At 51.6% G+C, this 13,335-nt stretch carries 11 protein-coding genes; 1 reads left to right on the top strand and 10 read right to left on the bottom strand.

Translation table 11 applies throughout. The features are described 5' to 3' along the window. Window positions 1-65 precede the first annotated feature (65 nt). Window positions 66-1,388 (top strand): IS4 family transposase, encoded by a 1,323-nt coding sequence (locus MKY12_RS07365; protein ID WP_339249709.1) that lies wholly within the window; start codon window positions 66-68, stop codon window positions 1,386-1,388. 385 nt (window positions 1,389-1,773) lie between these two features. On the opposite strand, the gene glnA is transcribed toward MKY12_RS07365, so the two are convergent. The 10 genes from glnA to MKY12_RS07315 form a co-directional block, all read right to left on the bottom strand. Beyond that, window positions 1,774-3,198 (bottom strand): type I glutamate--ammonia ligase, encoded by a 1,425-nt coding sequence (glnA, locus tag MKY12_RS07360; protein ID WP_036722362.1) that lies wholly within the window; start codon window positions 3,196-3,198, stop codon window positions 1,774-1,776. After that, the gene (locus tag MKY12_RS07355) at window positions 3,188-3,466 is read right to left on the bottom strand and encodes a hypothetical protein (protein WP_076079776.1); all 279 of its coding nucleotides are present in this window, start codon (window positions 3,464-3,466) and stop codon (window positions 3,188-3,190) included. Before MKY12_RS07355 ends, glnA begins: the two co-directional genes overlap by 11 nt. A gap of 13 nt (window positions 3,467-3,479) precedes the next feature. Further along, window positions 3,480-4,526, bottom strand: coding sequence for a 3-deoxy-7-phosphoheptulonate synthase (gene aroF / locus MKY12_RS07350; protein ID WP_209872939.1), 1,047 nt, complete (start codon window positions 4,524-4,526; stop codon window positions 3,480-3,482). A 261-nt stretch (window positions 4,527-4,787) separates the two neighbouring features. Continuing rightward, window positions 4,788-5,744, bottom strand: coding sequence for a 4-hydroxy-3-methylbut-2-enyl diphosphate reductase (locus MKY12_RS07345; protein WP_036722368.1), 957 nt, complete (start codon window positions 5,742-5,744; stop codon window positions 4,788-4,790). A 57-nt stretch (window positions 5,745-5,801) separates the two neighbouring features. After that, entirely contained in the window at window positions 5,802-7,253 is a 1,452-nt protein-coding gene (locus MKY12_RS07340) for a HAMP domain-containing sensor histidine kinase (RefSeq protein WP_209872944.1), read from the bottom strand. A 1-nt stretch (window position 7,254) separates the two neighbouring features. Beyond that, window positions 7,255-7,941 (bottom strand): response regulator transcription factor, encoded by a 687-nt coding sequence (locus MKY12_RS07335; protein ID WP_036722376.1) that lies wholly within the window; start codon window positions 7,939-7,941, stop codon window positions 7,255-7,257. A gap of 130 nt (window positions 7,942-8,071) precedes the next feature. Continuing rightward, entirely contained in the window at window positions 8,072-9,733 is a 1,662-nt protein-coding gene (locus MKY12_RS07330; RefSeq protein WP_339313303.1) for a trypsin-like peptidase domain-containing protein, read from the bottom strand. A gap of 263 nt (window positions 9,734-9,996) precedes the next feature. Further along, complete coding sequence (locus MKY12_RS07325) at window positions 9,997-11,208, bottom strand: MFS transporter (RefSeq protein ID WP_339313302.1); 1,212 nt, start codon at window positions 11,206-11,208, stop codon at window positions 9,997-9,999. A gap of 156 nt (window positions 11,209-11,364) precedes the next feature. Continuing rightward, the gene (locus tag MKY12_RS07320; protein WP_339314815.1) at window positions 11,365-12,360 is read right to left on the bottom strand and encodes an ROK family protein; all 996 of its coding nucleotides are present in this window, start codon (window positions 12,358-12,360) and stop codon (window positions 11,365-11,367) included. Window positions 12,361-12,627: 267 nt separating this feature from the next. Next, entirely contained in the window at window positions 12,628-13,281 is a 654-nt protein-coding gene (locus MKY12_RS07315; RefSeq protein ID WP_036722382.1) for a response regulator transcription factor, read from the bottom strand. Between the last annotated feature and the right edge of the window lie 54 nt (window positions 13,282-13,335).

The following is a 13,335-nucleotide window of genomic DNA, read 5'->3' as shown; positions in this document are numbered from 1 at the left end:
AAAATCTTGACAATCCGTAGAAAACGTGTGGCGAAGCCCCTTGAAAAAACGAGGAGGTTACGCCAATGAATGCTTATGCAAATTCGCTGAAAGACAGACTGACTTCTCTTATCCGAGAGATGGCGGCTGCCCCCGCGCCTTACGTCAGAAACCCGGGAAAGGATTTTACCCGAACGAAAAAACTACCCTTTGAAACGGTTATGCAAACCCTGATCTTTATGGGCGGCAATAGCCTCTATAAGGAACTGTTGGAATCGCAGGGCTATGACGTTAACACCGCAACTTCTTCTGCTTTTGTTCAGCAAAGAAATAAAATTTTGCCGTCTGCGGTCGAATCTTTGTTTCACACCTTTACCGCGTCCCATACGGAATTCAAGGATTATCGAGGCTATCGATTATTGGCCATTGACGGTTCCGATCTGCATATTGCAACAGATCCTGCGGACCCGTTGACCTATTCTCAAAGTCAGCCCCACTCGAAAGGCTTTAACCTTCTGCACTTGAACGCTGCTTATGACCTCTGTAACCGGCTTTATGTGGATGCCATTGTTCAACCTCGAAAGTTCCGCAACGAAGGAAGGGCACTGGCCACAATGGTGGATCGCTCCCCCATTCAGGGTAACGTCCTTGTGACGGGGGATCGAGGATTTGAAAGCTATAATACGTTCGCACATCTGGAACGGAAAGGATGGAATTACGTCATACGCGTCAAGGATTTGCATTCGAATGGTATTCTTTCGGGTTTGCACTTGACCTTGGACGGAGCGTTTGATCAGGAGATTCACCTGACGCTGACTAAAAAACAAACAAAAGAGTTCAGGAATCGCCCCGAAATCTATAAAGTTCTTCCGGCTACCTCTAGCTTTGATTTTCTGGACATGCAAGAGAACTTGTTTTACCCCATTTCCTTTCGGGTGGTTCGTTTCCTCCTGCCCAGTGGCGATTATGAAACCGTCATTACCAATCTGTCTACTGCTGAATTCTCACCGGATGAACTCCGGGATCTGTATCATCTGCGATGGGGCATTGAGACCTCTTTCCGGGCTTTGAAATACACCATTGGTTTGACCCATTTTCACGCAAAAAAGCAAGAGTCCATTACCCAAGAGATATTCGCAAGAATGATCCTCTACAACTTCGCTGAAATGATTACCTCGCACGTAGTCATTTCCCAAAAGGATAAACGGCACCTCTACCAAGTCAACTTCACGGTAGCCGTTCACGTCTGTAGACATTTCCTGCGCTCCAAGGGCGATGGACCCCCGCCTGATGTGGAAGCTTTGATTCGCAAAAATATTTTGCCGATTCGTCTCACCCGTCCTGGGCAAAGGAATACACGCAGAATACGTAGCAAATCCGCCATTAGCTTCGTCTACAGAGTAGCATAATTCGGTTCGCATGAACATTTTTTTAAGTGGATCTTCCATCCGCTTTGTTTGCTATGCGCTTTTTTCCTTCCTTACACCAAAAACAAACGGCATAGGACGTTTCCCCATACCGTTTTGGATTCTCTTTATTAATTCCAAACTTATCTTTGAACTTATCTTAATGACATTGGCACTAGTGCTCCTCATTTAGCTCATTTGCCAACTCCCCGCTAAATCAGAGGGATTTATCCCTTCCACCTTCCACCTTCCACCATTCACCTCACCCTCCAGCACGATCAGCCGCCACCGAAGTTTGTTTACACGATAAATACAAAAAGCCCCCGGAATCAAAAGATTCCAGGGGCCTCTCTATCCAGCTAGTTTTACACTAGCTTATCTTATAAGCTTATACGTCGAAGTACAGGGAGTATTCATGCGGATGAACGCGGATGGCAACGGCTTGAGCTTCGGAACGCTTCAGGGCGATATAGTTATCGATGAAGTCTTTGGTGAATACGCCGCCCTCTGTCAGGAATTCGAAGTCCGCCTCCAGTGCATCCAGAGCTTCGTCCAGGGTACCCGGAACGCTGCGGATCTTCTCTTTGTCTGCATCAGACAATTCGTAGATGTTCTTGTCCAGCGGACCGTAGCCCATTTCTTCAGGGTTGATCTTCTTCTTAATTCCGTCCAGACCAGCCATCAGCATAGCGGAGAAGGCCAGGTATGGGTTAGCCGTAGAGTCCGGTGTACGGAATTCGATGCGACAGCCCTTAGGTGTTACAGCAGCTACCGGGATACGGACAGCAGCGGAACGGTTCCCCTTGGAATAGACCAGGTTGACCGGTGCTTCATAGCCAGGAACCAGACGCTTGAACGAGTTGGTGCTTGGGTTCGTCAGCGCGATCAATGCAGGAGCATGATACAGGATACCGCCGATGTAGTGCAGCGCCATTTCACTCAGGTTGGCATAAGCACCTTTTTCATAGAACAAAGGCTCGCTGCCGTTGAAGATCGATTGGTGAACGTGCATTCCGCTACCGTTATCGCCGAACAGCGGTTTTGGCATGAAGGTGGCTACCTTGCCGTATTGGCGTGCAGTGTTCTGCACAATGTATTTGTAAGTGAGGAGATTATCAGCTGTTTTCTTCAAGGTGTCGAAACGGAAGTTGATTTCCGCCTGGCCTGCTGTTGCTACTTCGTGATGATGACGCTCGATTTCGAGGCCTGCTTCACCAAGCAAACGGCACATTTCACTGCGGATATCCTGCTGGGAATCCACTGGAGCTACAGGCACGTATCCGCCCTTCACGCCAACCTTGAATGCCATGTTGCCGCCTTCTTCCTTGCGGCCAGTGTTCCATGCTGCTTCCTCGGAATCTACGTAGAAGGAGGAAGTGTTCATTCCGCTCTCGTAACGGACATCGTCGAAGATGAAGAACTCGGATTCAGGTGCGAAGAATGCTGCTGTACCTACACCGCTGGATTGCAGGAATTCTTCAGCCTTCACTGCGATACCGCGCGGGTCGCGCTCATAACGTTCGCCATCAGGCGTGAAAATGTCGCACATAATGTTCAGTGTCGGGTGAGCAGTGAACGGGTCAATGTAAGTGGTGCTTGGATCAGGCATCATTACCATATCCGACTCTTCAATCCCCCGGAAGCCTGTAATGGAAGAACCATCGAATGCTACTCCATTTACAAAGGTTTCTTCTTCAACTGCGGATGCTGGCAAAGAGATATGGTGAGCACGTCCACCCAAATCTACAAACCGGAAATCCACCCACTCGATATTGTTTTCCTTGATCGTCTGCAATACTTTTTCAACCGACATGCTTAATTCCTCCCCAGATTCCGAACATTAGGCCGCTCATCGTATCAAATGTTCTTGTTTTTATTTTTTTGCTGTCGTCATTATAAATCGCATACCTAACATCGTCAATGCTTATGTCAGGTATTTCTTGCGACAATGTGAGATATTCTGACGCTTTGGTGAAAATACCAATTTCATCCGGATTCCATGTCACCTTTGTCCAATATGCAGCAAAAACAGCTCTCATCCTCCAGCCTGAAGCGGGAGAAGAGAGCTGTTCAATAGTCATTATTCGTTGATAATCATACTACAGGCGCAGCCTCCAGAGACGGAGAGAACTTGCGGCCCACCAGCGGTGCCAGCTTCTCCAGATCCCGCAGCAGGCTGTCGAATTGCTCAGGGAACAGAGACTGAACGCCGTCTCCGGTCATGGAGTTATCGGGGTCGGTATGCATCTCGATGATCAGACCGTTGGCGCCTGCAGCAACCGAGGCCTTGGCCATAGGGGCTACCAGTTCGCGGCGTCCGGTGCCGTGGCTCGGGTCAGAGATTACAGGCAGATGGCTGAGGTTCTGCAACACAGGAATTGCCGACAGATCCAGCGTGTTACGCGTGTAAGTCTCGAAGGTACGGATGCCGCGCTCGCACAGCATGACATCCCGGTTGCCCCCCGCGAGAATGTATTCTGCCGCGTTCAGCAGCTCATCATAGGTCGCACTGAACCCGCGCTTCAACAGCACAGGACGGCCGCAGGTCCCCAGCTTGCGCAGCAGGTCAAAGTTCTGCATGTTGCGTGTACCTACCTGCAGAATATCCGCATGCTCAGCACAAATATCCACGTATTCCGGCGTCATGACCTCAGTAATGGTCAGCAGGCCGTGACGTTTGCCGGCTTCCGCCATCATTGTCAGCCCTTCCACGCCAACCCCTTGGAAGCTGTAAGGTCCGGTACGCGGCTTGAAGGCACCTCCGCGCAGTACCTGGCCGCCGGAAGCCTTGACCAGCCGGGCAATCTCATCGATCTGCTCCGGAGATTCTACGGCACACGGACCGCCCATAATAACCAAGTTCTCCCCGCCGATCTTCACTCCACGGATATCGATAACCGTATCCTCCGGATGGAAGTCTCGGCTCGCCAGCTTATAGGATTTGGTAATCTTAACTACATTCTCCACGCCCTTCATCTGGCGAAGATGCTCGGCTAGCTTCGGAGTGACGCCCCCTACCAGTCCGATTACGGTATGGTCAGCCCCTACAGAGAGATGGACCTGCAAGCCTTCCTTCTCAATCACGGCAATAATCTCATTCACCTGTTCCTGAGGTGTTTGGTTGGATGTAATAACGATCATATTATAGCTCCCCTTTTGGACCCGTATTAGTGTTGTTGGATAGACCGGCACACTGCTAATTCTCTGATTTACTATTTCGCTACGACGCGTGTACGCTTTTAAGCACTAAAGTGATTTTATCGCATATTCCCCTTTCAGTCAACCATTATTCCCCGTTCCGTGTGAATTCTATGTGGCAAAAACGAAGAAAGCAGCACAGCCCTCTCAGGCCGCACTGCCGGTTATCCGCTATGAGTTCATCGTTATAGTTACTCAGACCTGTCAGCTGGTGCTGGCCGTCTTATTCTTCACCGGCGGCAAAAGCTTCGCCATATTGACTGTGCGCTTGATCTCCCAGGTCTCCGGCTTCGCTTCGTCATACTGCTCCAGATAATTAATGACTTCCTTGGTGATCGGCGTCGGCGTAGAAGCGCCGGAAGTCACACCTACCTTGGTGATTCCCTTCAGCCATTCTGTATTCATCTCGGATACATCCGAGATGCGATAGGCCGTAACTCCCGCGATCTCCTCTGATACCTGCGCCAAGCGGTTGGAGTTATTGCTGCGCGGATCACCGACCACAATAACCAGCTCGCACTGGCCCGCCTGCTCAGCGACAGCCTCCTGCCGCACTTGCGTAGCCATACAAATCTCATTATGAACTTCGGCACCAGGGAAGGTCTCCAGCAGCTTGCGCATAATATGCTTGATATCCCACTGGCTCATTGTGGTCTGGTTCGTAATGACAATCCGTGAGGAAGGGATAGAGAGGCCGGCAATGTCCTCTTCCTTCTCGATCAGATGAACATGTTCCGGGGCAATTCCCACCGCACCTTCAGGTTCGGGATGGCCCTTCTTGCCGATATAGATAATCTCGCAGCCCTCATCAACCTTCTCCTTGATGAGGTCATGCGTCTTGGTCACATCCGGACAGGTGGCGTCCACCGTAGTCAGCCCTTTGGCGCGTGCCACCTTACGTACTTCAGGCGATACGCCGTGGGCTGTGAAGATGACTGTTCCCTTATCTATTTTATCTAGAATATCCAGACGGTTATGCCCGTCCAGCGTAATAATTCCGTCATCCTCGAAGGAGTTCGTGACATGGCTGTTGTGCACAATCATGCCCAGTATATAAATCGGCCGGGGCAGATCCAGATTCTGCGCAGCCTGCCGTGCCATCACCATAGCATCGACGACGCCATAGCAATAACCCCGGGGAGAGATTTTGATGACTTCCATGAATTCACCGCTTTCTGCTGTCAATGACTGCTGTAATAGGAGCCACTCAATTATACCCTATTCCAGCGGCGGGGCAAAGAGAAGCGGCAGCCAGATCACAAAGGTCGTCCCTTCCCCCTGACGGGTGACCACCTCAACAGAGCCTCCGTGCTCCTCAATAATCCATTTGGCAATGGACAGTCCTAGCCCGATGCCTTCCGTAATTCCTCTGGATTCATCTGCGCGGTAGAAGCGGTCGAAGATATGCGGCACCTCATCTTTGTCCATCCCGATTCCCGTGTCGGCAATGCGGATTCCTACCTGATTCTGATACAGCAAGGCATCCAGCGTTACCTCACCGGCCGGGGTGTATTTGAACGCATTGTCAATGAAAATAAACATCATCTGCTGCAGGTAATCCTTATTCCCCAGGATATACTTACCGTTCAGATGGCCCATCTCACCTACAGACCACTCCGCTTCGCGCGTCAGGAAGGACGCCCGGCGGGCTACCTCAGTCATCATCGGCTCCAGCGCTACCGGCTCGATCTCGAAGGTCCGGCCGGTATCCGCCCGGGCCAGGGAGAGCATATCCGCTACCAGACGGCTCATGCGCGCAGCTTCATCAGCAATATCCTTCACCGATTCAATCGAGAGCTGGCGGATGTCCGCCTCGGACATCCGGCTGTCATCCGGCTTCATCTCCCAGACCTTTTGCAGCAGATCAATATTCCCGCGGATGGTTGTAAGCGGTGTCCGCAGCTCATGCGAAGCATCCGAGACGAAGCGTCGCTGCGTGGCATAGGCCTCCTCCAGCCCCGTATAGAAGCCCTCCATCCGCCCGAGCATACTGTTCACCGTCTCAATCAGCCGCCCGATCTCATCCTGCGGACCGTCATATACGATCCGCGAGCTAAGGTCAGTTCCCGTCTGTATTCCATTCGCAGCTTCAATGACCTTGCCAATCGGACTCATCGCCTTACGGGCCAGGAAGAGGCCGAAGGTGAAGGCTGCGAGCAGGGTAGCGAAGGAGCCGGCCAGCAGAATATTCTTCAGCCGGTTCAGCAGCGTGACCTGTTCCCCCGTATAGACGGCGACCTGAAGGACAGCAGGCGCAGGCAGACTGTTGTTGAGCGTTACATCAACCGCCCGCTGATAGATCAGGAAGGGGTTACCGCCATAGCTGGCCTGCAGGAATCCCTCCTGGTTATGCAGGTCCTCCTTGGCGGGAACCTGGAATTTCAGTTTAATTTCGGTCATATTTGGGCTTAGAATCAGCCGGTCCAGATCATAGATGTACATTTGGGCGAACAGGCTCTGACCCGCTGGTCCCCCAAGCACAGGCTGCAGGTTTCCGTCCGGGCTCAGGCCCGCCTTCAGCTCTACCTGATGCGATTGATTCTGGAGCCGGTTTTTCAAATCGCCGTACGTATTAATATAGACAAACGCATAGATCACGCCGGACAAAACCAGCAGCATGACAGCCAGAATTCCCGAATACCAGGCAGTAAGCCGCAAACGTATGGACATATTAGTCACCTCTTAGGATGTAACCGGCTCCCCGGATCGTCTGAATCAGTCGTTTGCCGCCATGCTCCTCCGTCTTCTGACGCAGCATTGCAATATATACCTCCAGGACATTCGATTCCCCGCTGTAATCGTAGCCCCAGATCTTATCCATAATGAGATCGCGGGAGAGCACCCGCTTCGGATTCTGCATGAACAGATGCAGCAGCTCGAATTCCTTCGCCGTCAGCTCCAGGCGCCGCCCGGCGCGGGTCACTTCCCGGGAATCCACATCCAGCGTAATATCCTCATAGGTGACGGCCTGATCCGGGCTACCGCCCTGCTCGCTTTTGCGCCGGAGCAGTGCCCGTACCCGTGCAAGCAGCTCCTCCAGCGCAAACGGCTTCACCAGATAGTCATCTGCGCCGAGGTCCAGCCCCTTCACCCGGTGCTCGATTTCATCCTTGGCCGTCAGCATCAGCACAGGAACGCTGCTCCCGCCCTCCCGCAGACGGCGGCATACCTCGAACCCGTCCACCTGGGGCATCATAACATCAAGAATGACCACATCGGGATCACTGTTCAGAACGGCACGCAGCCCGTCAGCCCCGTTGGACGCCGTCTTGACATCATAGCCCTCAAAGGCCAGCCCGCGGCGGAGCATAGAGGTTATTTTCTCATCATCATCAATTATCAGTATATTCGGTCGCATCCGGCAGCCCCCATTGTCTCATTCATATATCTCTATTGTATCAGATGCACCAGTCTCTCCGCATCCGTACACGAACAGCACAGAGCGGAAGGGTTGCCCCTTCCGCTCTAACGCCCACCGCATGATGTGCTTATTGCTTCTGAGTCTGCGTGGTCTCGAAATCATTCTTGTTGCCGATCGTTACCGGCAGATCCAGCTTTTTGCCGTCACGGACCACATTCAGAGTCGCCTTATCGCCTACCTTAAGCGTCTGGATGTAAGTGATCAGATCCTGGCTGGTAGCATAGCTCTTTCCGTCAATTCCTGTAATGATATCGTAAGGACGCAGATCCGCTGTATAAGCAGGAGATTTAAAGACAATTTCAGCTACTACAGAGCCTTCTTTAATCGTTGTCCCCATTTGCTTGGCAACTTCATCGGTAATCGTCATCAGAGTAGCCCCAATGAACGGCACCGGTTCCTTAGGAATTTCCTGATTGGCTTCAAGCTTATCTACCACGCCTTTAATGGTATTTACCGGAATCGCAAAACCGATCCCTTGGGCATCTCTGCTTACTGCAACGTTCATACCGATGACCTGGCCATTCATGTTGAGCAGCGGTCCGCCGGAGTTCCCCGGGTTGATCGAGGCGTCGGTTTGCAGCAGATTTTTGTAGGTTTTTGTACCACTACCGTCTTCTTCGGCAATATCAATACTGCGGCCTCTGGCACTGAGCACCCCGGTTGTCACTGTATGGTCGAAGCCCTGCGGGTTACCGATCGCCACAACCTCAGAGCCTACCTTGATGCTGTCGGAATCGCCAAGCGCCACAGACGGGAAGTCCGAGCCTTCAATCTTCAGTACGGCGAGATCGAGATCCTTGCTGGAGCCCAGCAGCTTCGCTTCATAAGTCTTGGAGGTGCCGTCTACGGTAACCTGAATGACATCGGCACCATCTACCACGTGCTGGTTGGTCAGTATATAACCGTTCGAATCATAGATGAAGCCTGTACCAATACCGTAAGGTGTAAGCTGCGGAGAAGAATTATTCGAGCCCTGCTGGGATTCCGAATTATTCGAGCCGGAACCTCCTCCGCCGAATTGATCCCCGAAGAAGAACTGTGAGAACGGATCACTCATATTCGGGCTGCTGCTTCTATTCCGCGAGTTATTTGATTTCACCAGTGTCTCAATTTTGACGACTGCCGGCCCTACCCCTTCAACTACGCCGGATACATCTCCTGAGCCGGTAACCAGCGCCGCTGCGGAAGTGGAAGGTGTAATGTTGGCATTGCCGCTAGCCGTCTTCCCTGCCGGATTCGTTGCAACCGTGGCTGCCTCCTGGCCTCCGGTGAACCAGTTCCCCCGGTCTGCCATGAACATGGAGCCTGATAAGACCACCATTCCGGCGAGAAAAGATACCAGTACCGCTTTCACAGGCTTCTTCGGTTTACGGTTATACTGCCAGCCGTTGCCCCCCTCTGGAGGATTGCCGCCGCGTCCGCCGTTCCCGTCATTGCCGGTAGTTCGAAGCGATGTGTTATACGGTAAGGACTTCACCGGCTGTGGCGGTGTAACCTCTACCCGCTCGGGATCGCGGCGGTTATAATGCTGCGGGTCATTGCCGTTCATCTCATCATTGTTCAACGATTTGAAAGGTCCATAAGAATAGTAGTAGGAGCCGCCTTCTGCGGATGAATTAGTGCTGTTATCAGTATCATTATGATTATTGTCCCATTCACGATCCGGTCCCGGTTCATGATCACGATTGTAGTTGTTCTCACGATTGAAGTTGTTTTTGTTATCGTCCATGTTTACTTTCCTCCCGCGCCTTGCCGTGTCAGGCAAAGTGTTATTTGTTTTGATGTCCTTATTTTGTACTGTAAACCTTAAGGTCACATTAAAAACAATTTAAGCGGAGATAAAAGATACCCAGACGATGATGGATCGTTGATTAATCAAACAGATCTTCTACACTACGGATAGGCTTCACCTCCATAGGTTCTTTGAATGCGGCCATATGAAAGTAGGCGGCCAGCCAGATGATTGCGCATATAAGAATATAAGCCATCCGTTTATTCCCTCCCTAAAGTGGATTGGCCCAATAGCCGGTTCACACGCTCTGTACTGCCGAACATGAAGATCAGTAACGTAAGTACAGCAAAGGGGAATACGGCAATGCTGGTGCCCACGGATAAAAGTCCGAATAACGGCGGAATTAACGTTGTGCCCGTATAGGCTACCGCCATCTGATACCCGATTAAGCGGGCTGCATTCTCCTTGCCGAACCGGGCCGGCGTCTCATGCAGGAGACCCGGATATACCGGTGCGAGGCCAAGACCAATCAATATCAGGCCTGCAAGCGAGAGGGCCGGATGGAGCGGGATTACAAGAATAGCTCCGCCTATAATGGTCACCAATTGACCGTAACGGATAAGCAGGCGGTTATGGACTTTTAAAGTGATGAAGCCGGTAATCAGCCTGCCAACTGTAATGCCCGCATAGTATACGGAGATCCAGGCCGCTGCCGTATCTGGCGCAACTCCCCTTGCGCCCACCAGATAACTGGCGCCCCACAGTCCAACCATTGCTTCTATCCCGCAGTACAACAAGAACGTCAACAGAGTAGGCTTAACGCCCCGCAAGCGGATGGTGTTCGCCTGTGGCTTAAGGTTCACTGCCGTTTCCTCTGGAAGAGTGCTGCTAAGCGCTGCGGGAAGCTGAGGCTCGCGCGTGGCAGCAACCTTTTTCCATAGCGGAAGCGTCACTAACAGAAGCATTGCGAATCCGAACTGAATGATGGCCACAACCGCATATCCCCCTCTCCAGGACTGGGCGTGTACGAGATTGACTGCCATAATCATGGGTCCCAGGGTCGCGCCTACGCCCCAGAAGCAGTGCAGCCAGCTCATATGATGAGCCTTGTAATGTTCAGCCACATAATGATTCAGTGCCGCGTCCACTGCACCTGCCCCAAGACCCAGCGGAACGGCCATTACAATGAACCACAATACGGATGGAGACACGGAGAATCCGAACAATGAGGCGGCGGTTAAGAGGCAACTGACAAAGGTAATTCGTCCTGTCCCCAGGCGCTTCACGATTGTGTTGCTGAACAGACTGGACACGATGGTCCCTCCGGCAATAATCATCGAGATGATTCCCGCCGATCCCAGCGATGAACCCATCTCTGGCCAGATCACAGGCCACGCAGAACCAAGTAAAGAATCGGGAAGTCCCAGACTAATAAAAGCCAGATAAATAATAATCAAAAAATACGTAGACAAAGATTCTCCTCCTAAAACAACTTAATAAACAATCTTTATAAAGTATATATACTAAGTATGTTCTCTCTCTTATTTTTTGTCAAGGAGCGGATTGAATGATTCAAAAACAACAAAAAAAACCCTGTATAGTTAACAAGGGTTCTTAGTACGTTAGGTCTAAACGGGCTCCGGCTCTAACTCCTTCAGGGTCAGCCTGCGCAGACCGTTCTCGAAATCTTCCTGAAAGGTATGCTGTAAGATGACTTCCGGATAAACAGGCATGGGGTGCTGAAGCTGATAGGCTGTCCAGGCCGATGTCCAGACGGCATCCTCCACTCTGTCCTGATAGATGACAATTCTATCCGGGGCCAGCACAGCATTCACCGTCTGTAAGATCCTGCAGGTTGCAGCTATGAATGTGTCCTGGGGGATCTCCAGGCTCCACTCAGGCATATCAGGAAGGAACTTTACCTCTCCTGACATCCCCTGATTTCCTTTTAGAAGGCTGCCGTGCAGGTATATCCCCATACCCGGCGGGTAACCGTTCGGAAAGTAGAGACCCAGTAAATATTGCTCTTCGCCTTCGCTATGCTTCATGCAATATCCGCTGATGGCGGCATTCACATCATTCTCCACCAGGATAGGCAGCCCAAACCGGGACTCAATCTCTTCAATTAACCGGGTGCCCGTCAGCTCCCGGAGACTGCTAACCTTAATTTCACCGTTTACCGCCTGTCCCGGAATACCTATGCCAATGACCTTGATGGAAGGATACCGGTTCAGGGCATGTTCAATAATTGTATAGCAAAAATCTCTTTCGAAAACCGGGATGATATGCTCATCCTTCATCAGAATATCGTCCTTCAAATTGATAACTGCGGCGGAGATCAGTACTTTTCCCGCTTTTTCTGTCACGTACATCACCAACGCGAGACTGAAATCGTAATTAAAGCGATAGGTCTGTGCGGGTCTGCCCCCGTTGGAAGGCACCACCAAGTCTTCAAACAACTCCCCTAAGTCGGACAGCTCCTTAACTAATGAGTTCACAGTTACTACGCTTAGCTTGGTCAGTGCAGCTAGCTGGGGTTTTGTAGCCGTCTCCATACGTTTCATCACCTGGCGCACATTATTCAGGTTAATTTCCTTCATCAGATTGGCGTTTGCTATTCGGATAGCCTCCTTATCGGTTCACTATATAAATTGAACTAATGTTTTTATGTTTTGGAATTAGCCGTGACTCCAGAGAAGTTTTGGACTTCCGGCCGCTGTTGTCTACAGATTTCATGATTTTATACCGTTGTTAACGGTTGAAATCCGTAGACAAAGGCGATCGCTACCGCTCCTCCAGTTCCAAAATTCCCCTCCGCCACTTTTCCTTTAACTTAAATTTTTAGTTCAATCTATATAGATCATTAGATTTAGTCAAAAAACCGGCAGCTGCTACCCCTGCGCCCAGCCCTTGCGGTGGGCGTAGATCGCCAGCTGGGTGCGGTCATCCAGCTCGCATTTCATCAGCAGGTTGCTGACATGGGTCTTCACGGTCTTGATGCTGATATGCAGCTCCTCGCCGATATCCTTATTCGTCTTGCCCTCGGCGATCAGCAGCAGCACTTCCTTCTCCCGCTCGGTCAAGCCGGAGGTGTCGCCCTGGACCGTGCGCTGACGGATGCCACGGGTCAGCGCCTGCGACACATCGCCGGTCATCACCGGCATGCCGCGATAGGCGCCTTGGAGCGCGTAGATCAGCTCTTCTGCCGAGACGGTCTTCAGCACATAGCTGACAGCCCCGGCTTCAATCGCATCGACCACCAGATCGTCCTCCAGGAAGCTGGTAAGGATGACGATCTTGAGCCCGGGGAATTCGGCCAGGACCGCGCGGGTGGTCTCAGCCCCGTTCATCACCGGCATCATCAGATCCATCAGCACCAGATCCGGCAGCGACTCCTGTCCCAGCTCGCGCAGCATCGCCAGCGCTTCATGACCGTTGGCTGCTTCTCCGATCACTTCAAACATCGGGTCCAGCATCAGATAGGTTTTGAGGCCCATTCTTACCATATCGTGATCATCTACAAGCAGTACTTTTACGAGACTCATTCTGTACTCCCCCTAACATTGTGTAAAGCATGATTCAGCCCCGGCTTCATCACC

The organism is Paenibacillus sp. FSL M7-0896 (genome assembly GCF_037975415.1).
GTDB lineage: Bacteria > Bacillota > Bacilli > Paenibacillales > Paenibacillaceae > Paenibacillus_AQ > Paenibacillus_AQ silagei.
This window is presented reverse-complemented; position numbering and strand designations above follow the sequence as displayed.

What these genes read in the sequence shown, in the direction of transcription:
- MKY12_RS07365 (WP_339249709.1), top strand. Translation starts at nt 66, where the DNA reads ATGAATGCTTATGCAAATTCGCTGAAAGACAGACTGACTTCTCTTATC.
- glnA (WP_036722362.1), bottom strand. Translation starts at nt 3,198, where the DNA reads ATGTCGGTTGAAAAAGTATTGCAGACGATCAAGGAAAACAATATCGAG.
- MKY12_RS07355 (WP_076079776.1), bottom strand. Translation starts at nt 3,466, where the DNA reads ATGACTATTGAACAGCTCTCTTCTCCCGCTTCAGGCTGGAGGATGAGA.
- aroF (WP_209872939.1), bottom strand. Translation starts at nt 4,526, where the DNA reads ATGATCGTTATTACATCCAACCAAACACCTCAGGAACAGGTGAATGAG.
- MKY12_RS07345 (WP_036722368.1), bottom strand. Translation starts at nt 5,744, where the DNA reads ATGGAAGTCATCAAAATCTCTCCCCGGGGTTATTGCTATGGCGTCGTC.
- MKY12_RS07340 (WP_209872944.1), bottom strand. Translation starts at nt 7,253, where the DNA reads ATGTCCATACGTTTGCGGCTTACTGCCTGGTATTCGGGAATTCTGGCT.
- MKY12_RS07335 (WP_036722376.1), bottom strand. Translation starts at nt 7,941, where the DNA reads ATGCGACCGAATATACTGATAATTGATGATGATGAGAAAATAACCTCT.
- MKY12_RS07330 (WP_339313303.1), bottom strand. Translation starts at nt 9,733, where the DNA reads ATGGACGATAACAAAAACAACTTCAATCGTGAGAACAACTACAATCGT.
- MKY12_RS07315 (WP_036722382.1), bottom strand. Translation starts at nt 13,281, where the DNA reads ATGAGTCTCGTAAAAGTACTGCTTGTAGATGATCACGATATGGTAAGA.